At 73.4% G+C, this 12,952-nt stretch carries 13 protein-coding genes; 8 read left to right on the top strand and 5 right to left on the bottom strand.

What is annotated here, in order from left to right:
- The 6 genes from ABZ914_RS34200 to ABZ914_RS34175 all read left to right on the top strand — a co-directional run.
- Positions 1-1,414: ABC transporter substrate-binding protein (locus ABZ914_RS34200; protein ID WP_500198337.1), on the top strand; the 1,414-nt coding region annotated here is incomplete at its 5' end.
- The gene (locus ABZ914_RS34195) at positions 1,411-2,493 is read left to right on the top strand and encodes a LacI family DNA-binding transcriptional regulator (protein ID WP_500198336.1); all 1,083 of its coding nucleotides are present in this window, start codon (positions 1,411-1,413) and stop codon (positions 2,491-2,493) included. The genes ABZ914_RS34200 and ABZ914_RS34195, both read left to right, overlap by 4 nt.
- Complete coding sequence (locus tag ABZ914_RS34190) at positions 2,493-3,419, top strand: ABC transporter permease (protein ID WP_433151125.1); 927 nt, start codon at positions 2,493-2,495, stop codon at positions 3,417-3,419. The genes ABZ914_RS34195 and ABZ914_RS34190 overlap by 1 nt, the downstream gene beginning before the upstream one ends.
- A gap of 13 nt (positions 3,420-3,432) precedes the next feature.
- The gene (locus ABZ914_RS34185; protein WP_500198335.1) at positions 3,433-4,320 is read left to right on the top strand and encodes an ABC transporter permease; all 888 of its coding nucleotides are present in this window, start codon (positions 3,433-3,435) and stop codon (positions 4,318-4,320) included.
- A gap of 11 nt (positions 4,321-4,331) precedes the next feature.
- Positions 4,332-5,366, top strand: a complete 1,035-nt coding sequence (locus ABZ914_RS34180; RefSeq protein WP_500198333.1) for an ABC transporter ATP-binding protein — start codon at positions 4,332-4,334, stop codon at positions 5,364-5,366.
- A complete protein-coding gene (locus ABZ914_RS34175) occupies positions 5,363-6,400 on the top strand; it encodes an ABC transporter ATP-binding protein (RefSeq protein WP_500198332.1) in 1,038 nt (345 codons plus the stop codon). Before ABZ914_RS34180 ends, ABZ914_RS34175 begins: the two co-directional genes overlap by 4 nt.
- A gap of 6 nt (positions 6,401-6,406) precedes the next feature.
- On the opposite strand, the gene ABZ914_RS34170 is transcribed toward ABZ914_RS34175, so the two are convergent.
- Entirely contained in the window at positions 6,407-6,997 is a 591-nt protein-coding gene (locus tag ABZ914_RS34170; RefSeq protein ID WP_347256738.1) for a LysE family translocator, read from the bottom strand.
- 100 nt (positions 6,998-7,097) lie between these two features.
- Here ABZ914_RS34170 and ABZ914_RS34165 point away from each other — a divergent pair, with 100 nt between their 5' ends.
- Positions 7,098-8,036 (top strand): aldo/keto reductase, encoded by a 939-nt coding sequence (locus ABZ914_RS34165; protein ID WP_500198330.1) that lies wholly within the window; start codon positions 7,098-7,100, stop codon positions 8,034-8,036.
- 318 nt (positions 8,037-8,354) lie between these two features.
- Positions 8,355-8,951 carry a G/U mismatch-specific DNA glycosylase gene (mug, locus tag ABZ914_RS34160; protein ID WP_500198329.1) on the top strand — a complete coding sequence of 199 codons (597 nt, stop codon included), beginning with the start codon at positions 8,355-8,357 and terminating at the stop codon, positions 8,949-8,951.
- Here mug and ABZ914_RS34155 read toward each other — a convergent pair.
- The 4 genes from ABZ914_RS34155 to ABZ914_RS34140 form a co-directional block, all read right to left on the bottom strand.
- On the bottom strand, positions 8,905-9,348 hold the full coding sequence (locus ABZ914_RS34155; RefSeq protein WP_500198327.1) for an ASCH domain-containing protein: 444 nt from the start codon (positions 9,346-9,348) through the stop codon (positions 8,905-8,907). The genes mug and ABZ914_RS34155 overlap by 47 nt on opposite strands.
- Positions 9,349-9,686: 338 nt before the next feature.
- A complete protein-coding gene (locus ABZ914_RS34150; protein WP_190857454.1) occupies positions 9,687-10,553 on the bottom strand; it encodes a carbohydrate ABC transporter permease in 867 nt (288 codons plus the stop codon).
- On the bottom strand, positions 10,550-11,470 hold the full coding sequence (locus ABZ914_RS34145; protein ID WP_347256737.1) for a carbohydrate ABC transporter permease: 921 nt from the start codon (positions 11,468-11,470) through the stop codon (positions 10,550-10,552). Before ABZ914_RS34145 ends, ABZ914_RS34150 begins: the two co-directional genes overlap by 4 nt.
- Entirely contained in the window at positions 11,467-12,774 is a 1,308-nt protein-coding gene (locus ABZ914_RS34140; RefSeq protein WP_500198325.1) for an ABC transporter substrate-binding protein, read from the bottom strand. Before ABZ914_RS34140 ends, ABZ914_RS34145 begins: the two co-directional genes overlap by 4 nt.
- Positions 12,775-12,952: the final 178 nt, after the last annotated feature.

The following is a 12,952-nucleotide window of genomic DNA, read 5'->3' as shown; positions in this document are numbered from 1 at the left end:
GCTGCGCGCCGCGTTCGGGCAGCCGGTCACCGACCTCGACCCGTACAACGCGGGCACCGCGGTGGACGAGGCGTCGCTGATCGTCAAGCGGCTGGTCTTCGACACCCTCGTCCGCCGCGACGAGGCCGGCCGGCTGGTGCCCGGCCTGGCCGCGTCATGGCGGCGCGAGAACGACACCACCTGGGTGTTCCGGCTGCGGTCCGGCGTGCGCTTCCACGACGGGAGCCCGCTGACGGCCCGCGACGTCGTCGCCTGCCTCGACCGGACGAAGGCGGTGAAGTCGGCGCAGAGCGCGCTGTGGGCGACCGTGAAGTCCGCGCGGGCCGACGACGACACCACGGTCACGTTCGTCACGGACGGGCCGATGGGGACGCTGCCGGTGAACCTGACGCTGCTGTTCATCGTCCCGGCGCGGCTCGTCGCCGACCCGGCGCAGAAGCGCCGCCCCATCGGCTCCGGGCCGTTCCGCGTCACCGGGTTCACCCCGTCCACCGCCGTCGAGCTGGCCCGCTTCGACGGGTACTGGGCGGGCCCCGCGCGGCTGCCGGGCATCTCGATGCCGTTCATCGCCGAGACGTCCAGCGCGATCACGGCGCTGCGCAACGGCGACGTCGACCTGCTGTGGCCCGTCCCGTCCGACCAGCTCGGCGAGGTGAAGGGGAAGCACGGCGTGCGGGTCGCGTCCGTGCCGAGCTGGACGTACTACCTCACCTGGTTCAACTGCGGGCGCAGGCCGTTCACCGACCCGCGCGTCCGGCGGGCGATGGTGCAGGCCCTCGACATGGACGAGATCGTCGGGAGGCTGTTCGGCGCGGGCGCGCGGCGGATGGACGCCCCGATCCCCGCCACGGTGTTCGGCCACGCCGCCCAGCGGCCCTACGCCCATGACCCGGGCGCCGCCCGCAAGGCGCTGCGGGACGCGGGCCTCGGCGACGGGTTCACGACCACGATGATGTGGTTCGACGCCACCGGCCCGCTCGCCCGCGAGCTCGCCCAGTCGATGATCTCGGCGTGGCAGGACGTCGGGGTGACCGTCCGGCCGCAGAGCATCGAGAAGGCCGAGTGGCTGCAGCGCCTCAACGGCCTCGACTGGGACATGGAGCTGCAGACCAACACGGTGACGACCGGCGACGCCGCCTTCACCCTCGGCCGCCTCTACACCTCCAAGGCGAACCGGATGGGCTACAAGAACCCCGCGCTCGACAAGATCCTCGCCGCGGCGGGGCAGGCGGCCGACTCCGGCGACCGGGCCCGGCTGTACGCCGAGGCGTGCAGGATCGTCTGGGACGACGCGGTCGGGGTCTTCCCCGCCGCGCTCACCACCGCCTACGGCCTCGGCTCCGGGATCACCGGGTTCGCCCCGGCCGCGAACAACCAGCCCGACCTGTCCACGGTCACGAGGAGGACGCCATGACGCCGCGCCGCCGGGCCACCCTGCGCGACATCGCCGCCGCGCTCGACCTGTCGGTCAACACCGTGTCCCGCGCCCTCGCCGGCAAGGACGCGGTGAGCGCCGAGACCCGGGAGCGGGTGCGGGCCGAGGCCGACCGGCTCGGGTACGTGCCGAACACGATGGCGCGGTCGCTGGTGCTCCAGAACGCCATGGCGATCGGCCTGGTCATCACCAACCCCTCCAACCCGTTCTACGCCCGGCTCATCAGCGCGATCGAGGAGCGCGGCCGGGTGCACGGCTACTCGCTGATGCTGATGGTCACCGAGGACAGCGCCGAGAACGAGCGGCGCGTCGCCGAGGAGCTGATGCGGTGGGGCGTCGACGGCGTCCTCGCCGTCCCCGTGCAGCACGGCATCGACCACTGGGAGCGGCTCGAGAAGTCGGGCACGCCCGTCCTGCTGCTGAACCGCGACCTGCCCGGCCTGGACGCCGACCTCGTCGGCGTCGACTACTACGACAGCGCCCGGCGCGCCACCGAGCACCTGGTGGACGGCGGCGCGCGCGAGCTGTACCTCGTCGAGGAGGACCTCGACATCTCGCCGGTCGCCGAGCGGATCCGCGGCTTCCGCGCGGTGCTCGCCGAGCGCGGCATCGAGGTCCGCGACGACCACGTCCTGCGGGTGCCGACCCGCCGCCGGGAGGCGAGCTCGCAGCCCTGGGACCCGATCGACTCCTACGCCATCGGCCGCCGGCTCGCCGACCGGATCGAGCCCGGCTCCGCCGTCCTCGCCGGCAACGACTACTTCGCGCTCGGCCTGTACCGGGCGTTCACCGAGCACGGCCTGTCCATCCCCGGGGACGTCGCCGTCGCCGGGCACGGCGACCACCCGTTCGCCGCCTACCTCGCCCCGCCGCTCACCACCGTCCGGCTGCCCGCCGCGCGCGTCGGCACGACCGCCGTCGACCGGCTGCTGGAGCGGATGGCGGGCGCGCCGCCCGCGGACGTCCCCGGCCGGACGCTGCTGGCCGCCGACCTCGTCGTCCGCTCCTCCACCAACGGGCCCGCGCCCTCGGGCGCACGGACCGGAAGGACGTCCTGATGGGCCGCTTCCTGCTCCGCCGCGCCGGCCAGGCCGTCCTCGTCGCCTGGGGCGCCGTCACCTTGGTGTTCGTGGTCGTGCGGATCGTCCCCGGCGACCCCGCCACCCTCATCCTCGGGCCGGACGCCAGTGCCGACCAGCTCGCCTCCGTCCGCGCCGACTTCGGCCTCGACAAGCCCCTGTGGCGGCAGTACCTCACCCACATGGGCGAGGTGCTGCACGGCGACTTCGGCGACTCCTGGCGGCTCGGCGGCAGCGCGATGAGCGCCACCCTGGACCGCTTCCCCGCGACCCTCGCGCTCGCCGCCCTCGCCCTCGTCATCACCCTCGCCGCCGGGTTCCCCCTCGGCATGCTGTGCGCGCGGCGGCCCGGCCGGATCCTCGACGCGCTCGTGTCCGCCGGCTCCCTCGTCGGGCAGGCCCTGCCGTCGTTCTGGCTCGGCATCGTGCTGATCCTGCTGTTCGCCCGGCAGCTGCACTGGCTGCCCAGCACCGCGGGCGGCGGCCCCGAGGCGGTGATCCTGCCGTCGGTGACGCTCGCGCTGCCGTTCGTCGGCTGGCTCGCCCGGCTCGTCCGCAACGGCGCCCTGGAGGAGATCGGCAAGGACTACGTCCGCACCGCGCGCGCCAAGGGCACCGGCGAGGGCGCCGTGCTGTACGTGCACGTCGCCCGCAACATCGCGCTGCCCGTCGTGACCGTCCTCGGGCTGCTGATGGGCAACTTCATCGCCAACGCCGTCATCGTCGAGGTCGTGTTCTCCTGGCCCGGCCTCGGCTCGCTGATGGTCGACGCCATCACCAACCGCGACTACGCCGTGGTCGAGGCCGCCATCGTCACGATCACCGTCTGCTACATCGCGCTGAACCTCGTCGTCGACGTCCTGTGCGTCGCCCTCGACCCGCGCCTCACCCCGCAGAACGCATGAACGGGAGCACACCATGAGCGCCATCGCCGCCGCGCCCGCGCCGGCCGCCGCCGAGCCCCGCGGACGCCGCGGGCGCCGGCTGCCGGTGCGGGCGTGGATCGGGCTCGCCGTCGTCGGGCTGTTCGTCCTGGCCGCGCTCCTCGGGCCGGTCCTGACGCCCTACGACCCGGTCGCGACCGACCTGCCGCACCGCCTCCTGCCGCCCGGCTCGCGGCTCGGGGACGGGTCGGTCGCCTGGCTCGGCACCGACCAGCTCGGCCGGGACATGCTCACCACCCTGCTCGCCGGCAGCCGCGTGTCCCTGCTCGTCGCCGCCGCCACCGTCCTCGCCGGCGGCGCTGTCGGGCTCGCCGCCGGGCTCGTCTCCGGCTACTTCGGCGGCTGGGCCGACGCCGTCCTGTCCCGCATCGGGGACGTCCAGCTGGCGTTCCCGTCGATCCTGCTGGCGATCCTGATCGCCGGGGTCCTCGGCCCGAGCGTCACCAACGTCGTCATCACCCTCGCCGTGACCCGCTGGGTGGTGTTCGCCCGGGTCGTGCGGGCGTCCGCGCTCGCGACGCGGGACCTGGAGTTCGTCGACTCCGCCCGCGTGCTCGGCGCCGGCCACCCGCGGATCCTCCTGCGGCACGTGCTGCCGTCGTGCTGGCAGCCGCTGCTGGTCGCCGCGACCGTCCAGATCGGCCTGGTGATGGTCGCGGAGGCGTCGCTGAGCTTCCTCGGCCTCGGCATCCCGCCCGACCAGGCCTCGTGGGGCGCGACCGTCTCGGCGGGCCGCGACTACCTCGGCTCCGCCTGGTGGATCTCCACGATGCCCGCGATCGCGCTGGCCGCCGTGGTCACCGGAGTCGGCCTCGTCGGCGACGCCTTCCGCGACCTGGCCGACCCCCGGGCCCAGCTCTGAGAGGCACCCCCATGACCATGTCAGCCGTCCACCCCGTCCCCACCCCGCCCGGCGAGGACGCCGCCGCGCAGCTGCGCGACGTCCACATCGGGTTCCGTTCCGGCCGGCACGTCACCCCCGTCGTCCGCGGCGTCTCGCTGCGGCTGCGCCCCGGGCGCGTCCTCGCGCTCGTCGGCGAGTCCGGCAGCGGCAAGAGCCTCACGTCCCTGGCCCTCATCGGGCTCCTCCCGCCCGGCGCCGAGATCACCTCCGGCAGCGTCGTGCTCGGCGGCGACGACACCGCCGGCTTCACCGCGCGGCAGTGGCGGGAGGCGCGCGGCAGCCGGGTCGCGATGGTCTTCCAGGACCCGATGGCCGCGCTCAACCCCGGCTTCGCCGTCGGCCCCCAGATCGCCGAGCCGTTCCGCCGGCGGCTCGGCGCGAGCCGCCGGGAGGCGCGCGAGCGGGCCGTCGCGCTGATGCGCGAGGTCGGCATCGCCGACGCCGCGTCGCGTTACGGCGACCATCCGCACGAGTTCTCCGGCGGCATGCGGCAGCGCGCCGTGATCGCGATGGCGCTGGCGCTCGGCCCGTCCGTGCTGCTCGCCGACGAGCCCACCACCGCCCTCGACGTCACCGTCCAGGCGCAGATCCTGCGCCTGCTGGCCCGCCGCCAGCGGGAGGCGGGGCTCGCCACGCTGCTGGTCTCGCACGACCTCGGCGTGGTCGCGCGGATGGCCCACGAGGTCGCCGTGATGTACGCGGGGCGGATCGTGGAGCAGGGGCCGCTGGACGCCGTCTACACGCGTCCCGCGCACCCGTACACGCTGGGCCTGCTGCGGGCCGTGCCGGACGGGAGGGAGGGCGGCCGCCTGACGCCGATCGCGGGGCTGCCGCCGGATCCGCGGCGCCCGCCCGGCGGCTGCGCCTTCCACCCCCGCTGCCCGTTCGCGACCGGCGTGTGCCGGACCGAGGACCCGCCGCTCGCCGAGAGCGGCGGACGGGCCGTCGCCTGCCACCACGCCGACGAGGTGGGCGCCGCCCACGACCCCGAGGAGGACCGATGACGGCGACCGCGCACGGCACCGCGGCACCGGCCGGGGACGCCGACGTCGTCCTGCGGGTCGGCGGCCTGGAGGCCGGCTACCAGCGGCCCGGCCGGCACGGGTTCGGCCGGCGGCGGGTGCCCGTCGTCGCCGGGCTCGACCTGGCGGTCCGGGCGGGCCGGACGCTCGGCGTCGTCGGCGAGTCCGGCTGCGGCAAGTCCACGCTCGCGCGCGCGATCGTGGGGCTGATCCCCGCATTCGCGGGGACCATCGAGTTCGACGGCGCGGACCTCGCGTCGATGCCGCCCCGGCGGCGGCGCCGCGTGAGCCGCGACGTGCAGATGGTGTTCCAGGACCCGTACACCTCGCTGAACCCGCGCATGACCGTCGCCGCGGTCGTCTCGGAGGGGTGGCGGGTCCATTCCGGCATCGTCCCGCGCGACCGCGAGGACGCCGAGGTCGCGCGGCTGCTGGAGCTGGTCGGCCTGCGGCCCGAGCACGCCGCCCGGCGGCTGCACGAGCTGTCCGGCGGGCAGTGCCAGCGCGTCGCCATCGCCCGCGCGCTCGCGCTGCGGCCCCGGCTGATCGTGTGCGACGAGGCGGTGTCGGCGCTGGACGTGTCGGTCCGCGCGCAGATCCTCAACCTGCTGGCGGACCTGCAGTCCGAGCTGGGCGTGGCGTACCTGTTCATCTCCCACGACCTGGACGTCGTCCGGCACATCGCGGACGAGGTCGCGGTGATGTACCTCGGCACCGTCGTCGAGCAGGGCACCGCCGAGCAGGTGTTCGGCGACCCCCGGCATCCGTACACGCGGGCGCTGCTCTCGGCGGTCCCCTCGGTGCGCGACCGGCCGGACGACGCCGCGCGGGAGATCGTCCTGGAGGGCGAGGTGCCGTCGCCCGCGGCGCCGCCGAGCGGGTGCAGGTTCCGGACCCGCTGCTTCATGGCCGCCGAGACGTGCGCGGAGAAGGTGCCGGAGCTGATCGTCCGGGAGGGGGCGGCGCACGCGGTCGCCTGCCACTTCGCGGACGCGGACGCCGGGACGGCGGTCTAGGGCGGTCTAGCGCTCGGTGACGAGGCGCAGCCCGAAGCCGATGAAGGCCAGGCCAGTGACCTGCTGGAGCCGCCGCCTGACGGCCGGGCGCGCCAGCGCGCGGCGCGCCGCGCCCGCCGCGCCCACCACGGCCCCGAGCCACAGCAGGCCCTCGGCGGTGTGGATCGCCGCGAACGCCATGCTCGTCCCGAACACCGGCGCGCCGTGCGGGACGAACTGCGGCATCAGGCTCATGTAGAACACGCCGACCTTCGGGTTCAGCAGGTTGGTGGTGAACCCGGTGCGGAACGCGGCGGGCCCGGAGACCGGCGCGTCCGGCTCGGCGGCGGGCGCGCCGGACCGGCGGCGCGTCCGCCAGAGCGCCTGGGCGCCCAGCCAGAACAGGTAGCAGGCGCCCGCGACGCGCAGCGCGTCGAAGGCGAACCGGGACGCGGCGAGCAGCGCCGTCAACCCGGCCGCGCTCGCCACCGCCCAGGTCAGGCACCCGGACGCGACCCCGGCCGCCGCGAGGTACCCGGTGCGGCGGCCGGCGGCCACCGTGGTCCGGACGACGAGCATCGTGTCCAGTCCCGGCGTGACGGTGACGACGGCCGCCACCGCGGCAAAGGCAAGACAAGCGGCGAGCATTCGGACATTCTGTCAGGAATGTTCGGGGCCGCGGAGGGAACGGCGGCGCACCCTTTGATTGGATCGGAGCATGGCTGACACCAGGAAGATCGGCGACCTCGACGTCCACCCGCTGTCGCTCGGCGGCAACGTGTTCGGCTGGACGGCGGACCGCGACCACTCGTTCGAGATCCTCGACGCCTACGCGGCGGCGGGCGGCGACTTCGTCGACACCGCCGACTCGTACATGGCGTCCGCGCCCGGCAACGCGGGCGGCGAGTCCGAGACGATCATCGGCGACTGGATGGCGGAGCGCCGCAACCGCGACGACATCGTGGTGGCCACCAAGGTCGGGCGGCACCCCGGCCGGCGCGGCCTCGCGCCCGCGAACATCCGGGCCGCCGCGGACGACTCGCTGCGGCGGCTCCGCACCGACCGCATCGACCTCTACTACACCCACTTCGACGACCCGTCCGTCCCCGTCGAGGACATCATGGGGACGCTCGACGAGCTGGTCCGCGCGGGCAAGGTCCGCGAGATCGCGGTGTCCAACATCGACCTGGACCGGCTGGAGGCGTCGCTGGAGTTCAGCGAGCGCGAGGGCACGGCCCGCTACGTCGCGATCCAGCCGCACTACAACCTCGTGTCCCGCGACACCTACGAGGGGCCGCGCCGCGACCTCGCCGAGCGGTACGGGCTGGCCTGCGTCCCGTACTACGGCCTGGCGTCGGGGTTCCTGACCGGCAAGTACCGCCCCGGGGCCGAGGTGGACAGCCCGCGCGCCGGCCGGGCGGGGGAGTACCTGAAGACCGAGCGGGGGCGCCGGGTGCTGGCCGCCCTCGACCTGGTCGCCGAGGAGCAGGGCGCGCCCGTCGCGACGGTCGCGCTCGCGTGGCTCGCCGCGCAGCCGACGGTCGCCGCGCCGATCGCGAGCGCCCGCACGCTGGAGCAGCTCCAGCCCATCCTCCAGGCCCTCCGGACCACCCTCACCGACGCCCAGCTCGCCGCGCTCACCGACGCGTCCGCCTGATCGGTAATCGCAGATCGGAGAAGTCGGGATGTACCGTTCCATGGCGTGCCACCACCCGACGTCCTGCTGATCGGCGGCCTGGCCGCGCTGCTCGGCGCCATCGTGCAGGGCAGCGTCGGCCTCGGCGTCGGGCGGCGCCGCCGGGCGCCTGCCGGTCCGGCAGGTCACCGCCGGCCTCGCGCTGCTCCCGTTCGTCTACGCCGGCTTCTTCGCCGCGGGCCCGCTGCGCCGCTACCTCGACGCCGGGCGCCTGCGCATCGCGCTGCTCATCGTCGTCGGGACGTCCGCGGCCGCCCTGATCGTCCGTAACCTGATCTGATGCGCCCCACCAAGGCCGACCTCGAGGCCGCCCGCGACCGCCTGATCCCCGACGTCCTGCCCCCGGACGGCGAGCCGCTGCGGGTCCTGTTCAGCGGCATCAACCCGGGCCTGTACTCCGCCGCGACCGGCCACCACTTCGCCCGCCCCGGCAACCGCTTCTGGCCCGCGCTGCACCGCTCCGGCTTCACCGACCGGCTGCTGCACCCGTCCGAGCAGCACCTGCTGCCCGCCTACGGGCTCGGCATCACCAACATCGCGCCGCGCGCCACCGCCCGCGCCGACGAGCTCACCGACGAGGAGCTCCGCGACGGCGGCCGCCGCCTCACCGCGCTCGTCGAGCGGCACGGCCCCGCCTATGTCGCCATCTGCGGCGTCACGGCCTACCGCACCGCGTTCGGGCGGCCCCGCGCCGGGATCGGCCCGCAGGACGAGGCGTTCGGCGCCGCGAGGCTGTGGATCCTGCCCAACCCCAGCGGCCTGAACGCGAGCTGGCAGCTCGACCGCCTCGCCGCCGAGTTCGCCCGCCTCCGCGAGGCCGCCGACGCCCTCAGGACGAGTGGTCGAGCGCCGCGGTCGCCGCGAACATCGTGCTGATCTCGGTGACGAGCGCCGGCTTCGGCTCCCACAGGCCCGGGCTGCGGCCGAGCGCCACGATGGGCCGGGGGAGGGCGCGGACGCCGCCGAGGTGCCAGTGGTGCGCCCCCGGGTCCGCCCACGGGCCGCAGTCGCAGGAACCGCCCCGCGCGGCGGCGGAGCAGACCCCGTCGAGCTCGGCGACGGCGATGATGGCGCCGATCGTGGCGAGCGGGTCGCGCGGGTCCCAGCCGGCCGCCTGGACGAGCGGCGAGTCGCACGCCTTCAGGTCGACGCGCATCGACGCGTGGACGAGGAGCGGGCCGCGGTAGGCGGTCGGCAGGTTCTCGTTCGAGACGGTCTTCCCGCCACGCGCGATCGCGAACGCCCATGGCTGCTGAACGCTCAACGCCTGCACGCGGTCACCTCCTGTCGGCCCGAAGTGTGATCGCGCGGGTCCGGCCGGACGGTCGCCGCCGGTTCGCCGCGCGATGATGCCCGAGAGGCTAGGCGCATCTCCGCCCGATTGCCAATGCGGGAGGCGAGCGGCTCGTGCGTGGCCATTCCGATCCCCTTCGATCACCAATGTGACGCGCGAGGACCGTGCCCGGTTGACGTGCCGGCGGGACGGAAGGGACGTCCCCGTGGGGCGGATGGGGCGTCCGGTGCGACGGATCGGCGCCCGGCGGAAGACCGGGGCGCGGCGAAAAAAGGGGCGCCCCGGCCCGATCGCCGGAGCGCCCCGTCCGTCCCGTCTCAGCCCTTCAGGGCGCCCGCCATCAGCCCGCGCATGAAGAACCGCCCGAGCAGCAGGTAGACCAGCAGGGTCGGCAGCGACGCGAGCAGCGCCTCCGCCATCTGCTGGTTGTACTGGACGGCGACCGCGCCCGAACCCGCGGTGTTGTTCAGCATCACCGTGACCGGCCAGCTGTCGGGCGCGCCGAGGAACACCGCGAACAGGAAGTCGTTCCACATCGAGGTGAACTGCCAGATCACCGTCACCGCGAACGCGGGCCCCGACACCGGCACGATGATCGACCAGTACGTGCGGATGATGCCGGCGCCGTCGACGCGGGCCGCCTCGATCAGCTCGTCCGGGATCGTCACGTAGTAGTTGCGGAAGATCAGCGTGCAGATCGGGATGCCGTAGACGACGTGCGCGAGGACCAGGCCCCGGATCGTCCCGACCAGCCCCATGTTCGTCAGCAGCCCCGCCAGCGGGATCATCACCGCCTGGTACGGGATGAACATCCCGAACAGGAACAGCGTGAAGACCGCGTCGGCGCCGGGGAAGCGCCACTTCGACAGCACGTACCCGTTCAGCGAGCCGAGCACCGCGGAGATCAGCGAACCGGTCACCGCGATCTTGACGCTGTTCTCCAGGCCGGGCTTCAGGGCGTCCCACGCCGCGCTCCACCCCGACGCGCTCCAGTGGTGCGGCAGGTTCCACGCGCTGCTCGGATCGGCCTCCTGCAGCGGCTTGAAGCTGGTGACGACCAGGACGTACACCGGGATGAGGAACAGGATCACGAACGCCAGCAGCACCACCGGCCGGGCGATCCGCAGGGTGCGGGCCGCCGCGCCGGCGCCCGCCGGCGGCCGGGCCGTGCTCGCCGCGGTCATCGGGTCCGCTCCGCCCGCACCGACCACACCAGGTACGGGATCACCAGGAGCGCCACCGCGAGCAGCAGGTAGGTGGCGATGGTGGCGCCGTTGGCGGGGTCGTGCCGGTCGAAGATCTCCACGTACGTCGCGATGGCGGGGACGTAGGTGATGATCTGCTTGCCGGCGATCGCCATGATCAGGTCGAACACCTTCAGCGAGATGTGCCCGAGGATGATCAGCGCCGACAGCGTCACCGGGCGCAGCTGCGGGAAGACCACGTACCGGTACACCTTCCACTCGGACGCGCCGTCGACGCGCGCGGCCTCCCGCAGCTCCTCGGGGACGCTGCGGAACCCGGCGAGGTACAGGGCCATGACGTAGCCGGACATCTGCCAGATCGCGGGGAGCGCCATCGCGGCCATGCCCCAGTGCGGGTCCTGCCACCAGTCGTTCGCCAGCGCGTTCAGGTGCAGCTTGTCGAACAGCTGGTTGAACCCGACGGCGCGCTGTGGCGGCGCCGGGTTCATCAGCCACCGCCACACCACGCCGCTGGCGATGAACGACACCGCCATGGGGAACAGGTAGACGACCCGGAACGACGCCTCGCCCCGGATCCCCTTGTCCATCAGGAACGCCAGGAACGCGCCGAGCAGGAGGGCGCCGAGCACGAACACGGCGGTGAACAGCAGCGCGTGCTTCACCGCGCCCGGCCAGCTCGGCTCGTGCCACAGGTCGACGAAGTTCTTGCCCTTGTCGAACCCGTACGGCGACACCTCGTCGTGCTTGCCGCTCACCGCCACCCGCGTGTTCCAGAAGATCAGCCCGTAGACGAACAGGCCGATCGCCACGATGGACGGCGAGACCAGCAGCAGACCCGGCAGCCACCTCCTGCTCCGGCGCAGGTTCCAGCGGCGTCCCGTGCGCGCTCCCGTCACTGACCGCTGTTCTTCGCGGCGGCGACGAGCTGGGACTGGAGCTTGCCGACGTCCTTGCTCTGCAGGAACAGGCCCACCGCCGTGTCGATGTCGGTGTGCTGCTTCTTGCTGGCGTTGACGCCGTGCCAGAACGAGCCCGCGAGCTTGGTGGCCGGGTTGTTCCACTGCTCGAACGCGTACTTCAGGTAGCCGGTGCTGTAGAGGCTCTTGTCGGCGTCCTTGCGGGCGGGGACGGAGCCCTTCTTCGGGTTGAAGAGGTCCTGGCCCTCGCGGCTGGACACCTCCTTCAGCCACGCCAGCGCCCCGGCGCGGTGCGGCGCGCCCTTCGGCAGCGTGAAGCTGTCCGACAGCCACAGGTAGGTGCCGTCGGTGCCGGGCGTCGGCGCGTACTTGAAGTCGGTGTCGAGCTTCTTGCCGAGGCCGTTCGGCGCGCTGCCGACGAAGTAGCCGTACGCCCAGTCGCCCATGATGTTGAACGCGGCCTTGCCGTCCACCACGGCCTTCGCGGCGCCCTGCCAGTCGGTGGACGCGGCCTCGGTGGTCGTGTACTTCAGGATCTCGGCGTAGTCGTTCAGCGCCTTCGTCATCGCCGGGGAGCTCCAGTCGGCGCCCGGCTTCCACAGCGCGTTGTAGGCGTCGGTGCCGAGGTCGCCGAGCAGCACGTTCTCCAGCAGGTGGTCGGCGGTCCACTGGGCGCCGAGCGACAGCGGCACCTTCTTCGTCTTCTCCTTGACCGCCTTCAGGTCGGCGATGAACTCCGGGATCGACTTCGGCGCGTCGGAGATGCCGGCGTCCTTCAGGATGCCCGGGTTGTACCAGAGCACGTTGGACCGGTGGATGTTCACCGGCACCGAGTAGATGTGGCCCTTGTAGCTGATCTGCTGCAGGAGCTGCTGCGGGTAGACCGACTTGAGGCTGTTCTCGTCGTAGAAGGAGTCCAGCGGCTCGATCTGCCCGGCCTTGATGTAGTCGAGCAGCTCGGCGCCCGCGTGCCCCTGGAAGGAGTCCGGCGGCTTGCGGTTCTGCAGCCGGCTCGCCAGCACCGCCTGCGCCTGCGTGCCGGACCCGCCGGCGATCGCGGCGTTGACGAACTTCGTGCCGGGATTCTTCTTCTCGAAGTCGGCCTTCATCGCGGCCAGCCCGTCGGCCTCACCTGGACCGGTCCACCACGAGAAGACCTCGACCTGGGACTTGTCGTTGTTGCCCTTGCTGTCATTTCCGCCGCACGCCGACAAGGCGAGAGCACCGGTCATCGCGACGGCCGCGAACGCCGTCCAGCGGTGCCGGGGAGCACGTCCTAGCATCGTCCGTCCCTTCGGTAACCCCCGGGGTAAGCAAGCGTCCGTTCGGGACGTGACCGGGTCAACACCGGGGACGGAAAAGTGATCACTCGGTTACCGGCAAAGGGCCGGGCGCGCGGCCTCGCGCGCCGCCTCCGTCACCTTCAGCGTGAGCTGCCGGTCCGCGAGGCGGTCGGCGAGC

Origin of the sequence: Spirillospora sp. NPDC046719 (assembly GCF_040645715.1) — a bacterium.
Classification (GTDB): domain Bacteria; phylum Actinomycetota; class Actinomycetes; order Streptosporangiales; family Streptosporangiaceae; genus Spirillospora.
The sequence above is the reverse complement of the archived record's forward strand: the minus strand, read 5'-3'. Positions and strand labels throughout refer to the sequence as shown.

What these genes read in the sequence shown, in the direction of transcription:
- ABZ914_RS34195 (WP_500198336.1), top strand. Translation starts at nt 1,411, where the DNA reads ATGACGCCGCGCCGCCGGGCCACCCTGCGCGACATCGCCGCCGCGCTC.
- ABZ914_RS34190 (WP_433151125.1), top strand. Translation starts at nt 2,493, where the DNA reads ATGGGCCGCTTCCTGCTCCGCCGCGCCGGCCAGGCCGTCCTCGTCGCC.
- ABZ914_RS34185 (WP_500198335.1), top strand. Translation starts at nt 3,433, where the DNA reads ATGAGCGCCATCGCCGCCGCGCCCGCGCCGGCCGCCGCCGAGCCCCGC.
- ABZ914_RS34180 (WP_500198333.1), top strand. Translation starts at nt 4,332, where the DNA reads ATGACCATGTCAGCCGTCCACCCCGTCCCCACCCCGCCCGGCGAGGAC.
- ABZ914_RS34175 (WP_500198332.1), top strand. Translation starts at nt 5,363, where the DNA reads ATGACGGCGACCGCGCACGGCACCGCGGCACCGGCCGGGGACGCCGAC.
- ABZ914_RS34165 (WP_500198330.1), top strand. Translation starts at nt 7,098, where the DNA reads ATGGCTGACACCAGGAAGATCGGCGACCTCGACGTCCACCCGCTGTCG.
- mug (WP_500198329.1), top strand. Translation starts at nt 8,355, where the DNA reads ATGCGCCCCACCAAGGCCGACCTCGAGGCCGCCCGCGACCGCCTGATC.
- ABZ914_RS34150 (WP_190857454.1), bottom strand. Translation starts at nt 10,553, where the DNA reads ATGACCGCGGCGAGCACGGCCCGGCCGCCGGCGGGCGCCGGCGCGGCG.
- ABZ914_RS34140 (WP_500198325.1), bottom strand. Translation starts at nt 12,774, where the DNA reads ATGCTAGGACGTGCTCCCCGGCACCGCTGGACGGCGTTCGCGGCCGTC.